Origin of the sequence: uncultured Methylibium sp. (assembly GCF_902826655.1) — a bacterium.
Classification (GTDB): domain Bacteria; phylum Pseudomonadota; class Gammaproteobacteria; order Burkholderiales; family Burkholderiaceae_C; genus Methylibium.
On sequence record NZ_CADEFR010000133.1, the window covers coordinates 1 to 2102 of the forward strand.

2 protein-coding genes are annotated in these 2102 nt (G+C 70.7%); both read right to left on the reverse strand.

Annotated features, from left to right (window positions below):
- Positions 1-73: 73 nt before the first annotated feature.
- Positions 74-1657 (reverse strand): urea ABC transporter permease subunit UrtB, encoded by a 1584-nt coding sequence (gene urtB, locus QZV97_RS20790; protein ID WP_295647316.1) that lies wholly within the window; start codon positions 1655-1657, stop codon positions 74-76.
- 114 nt (positions 1658-1771) lie between these two features.
- On the reverse strand, positions 1772-2102 hold a 331-nt coding region (locus QZV97_RS20795; protein WP_295647314.1), incomplete at its 5' end, for a transporter substrate-binding protein.

Sequence of the window (2102 nt, forward strand, 5' to 3'; positions counted from 1 at the left end):
TTGGGCCAGCAAATGAAAGTGACTCGCCTGCCGGGGCGAGACCCGGCGCGTCCTCGCAAGGTCAGCAGGACCATCATGCTTCCCGCCCTTTCAGGGCAAACAACCCGGAAGGCCTCTTCTGAATGAACACCACGATGAAGACGAGAACCATGATCTTGGCCAGGACGGCCCCCGACCAGCCCTCGAGCAGCTTGTTGACCACCCCCAGCCCCATGGCCGCATAGACCGTCCCGGCCAGCTGGCCCACGCCGCCTAGCACCACCACCATGAAGGAGTCGACGATGTAGCCCTGGCCGAGGTCGGGGCCGACGTTGCCGACCTGGCTCAGCGCGCAGCCGGCCAGACCCGCCACGCCGGCGCCCAGCGCGAAGGCCAGCGTGTCGGTGCGCGCGGTGTGCACGCCCAGGCAGGCCGCCATCGGGCGGTTCTGCGTCACGCCGCGCACGAACAAGCCGAGCCGCGTCTTCGCGATCAGCAGCGCCATGCCCACCAGCACCAGCGCGGCGAAGACGAGGATGGCGATGCGGTTGTAGGGCAGCGTCAGGTTGCTCATCACCGCCACGCCGCCCGACAGCCAGGCCGGGTTCTCGACCGGCACGTTCTGCGCGCCGAACAGCGTGCGCACCGTCTGGATCAGGATGAGGCTGATGCCCCAGGTCGCCAGCAGCGTCTCGAGCGGGCGGCCGTAGAGGAAGCGGATCACGCCGCGCTCCAGCACCGCGCCGACCGCGGCCGCCGCGAGGAAGGACACCGGCACCGCGGCCAGCAGGTACGCGTCGAAGGCGCCGGGCAGGTACGCACGGAAGACGTTCTGCACCGCGTAGGTCGCGTAGGCGCCGATCATGATCAGCTCGCCGTGCGCCATGTTGATCACGCCCATCAGCCCGTAGGTGATGGCCAGGCCCAGCGCGGCCAGCATCAGGATCGAGCCCAGGCTCAGGCCCGAGAACAGCACGCCGGCGCGCTCGCCCCAGGCGAGGCGCGAACTCATGGCATCGAGCGAGGCCTGCAGCGCGCGCCGCACCGCCGGGTCGGCCTCGCCGCCGTCGGCCGCGGGGCGCAGGCGCTCGAGCAGCAGGTTGCGCGTCGCGGGGTCGGCCTGCGCGGCCAGCGCCTGCGCGGCGGCCAGGCGCAGGGCGGTATCGCCGGCGCCCAGCTGCAGCCGCGAGCGCAGCGCCTCCAGGTCGGCCTTGAGCTTCGCGTCGGTCTCGGTGGCGAGCGCCTGCTCGACCGGGGCGAGCATCGTCTCGTCGGCGCTTTCTCGCAGCGCCTTCAGTGCGCTGCGGCGCACGTCGATGTCGGGGTCGCGCAGCTTCAGCGAGGCGACCACCGCCTCCAGCTCGCCGCGCATGCGGTTGTTGACGACGGCGTCCTCGGCATCGTCGGGCGGCGTCGCGGGGGTGCCGGTCGCGGCGTCGACGGCCGAACCGTCGTCCTTGACGATGTAGGCGCGCTGCGCGCCGGCCTTCACCGTGCCGTCCAGCAGGGCCTGCGCCAGCACCGCGACGCGCGCGTCGCCGGCCGCGACGGCCTTCTGCAGCGCTGCGATGCGGTCGTCGCTGTCGCCGGCCGTGATGGCGAGCGCCTGCTGAGGCGTGAGCGCATGCACCGGGCCGGCCAGCAGGGCCAGGCAGGCGAGCGCGATGAAGAGGACCAGACGGTAGGACAAGGGCACACCTTCGGCCATGCAGGGTGCATGCCAGCGGGAGCCGGTCGCACGCGGGGCGGGCCTCGGCCCGCCCCGCGTGCGATGCGCTCGGTTCAGCTCAACTCACTTCTTGGCCGGCACGTTGGCCTTGCCCTTGTTCTCGGGGATGTAGTCGCTCCAGGGGTCGGCGACGACCGGGCCCTTGGTCTTCCACACCACGTTGAACTGGCCGTCGGCCTTGACCTCACCGATGAACACCGGCTTGTGCAGGTGGTGGTTCTCCTTGTCCATCGTCGACGTGAAGCCGCCCGGCGCCTTGAAGGTCTGGCCGGCCATCGCCGCGATGACCTTGTCGGTGTCGGTCGACTTGGCCTTCTCGACCGCCTGCTTCCACATGTGGATGCCGATGTAGGTGGCTTCCATCGGGTCGTTGGTCAGCGGCTTGTCCTTGTGG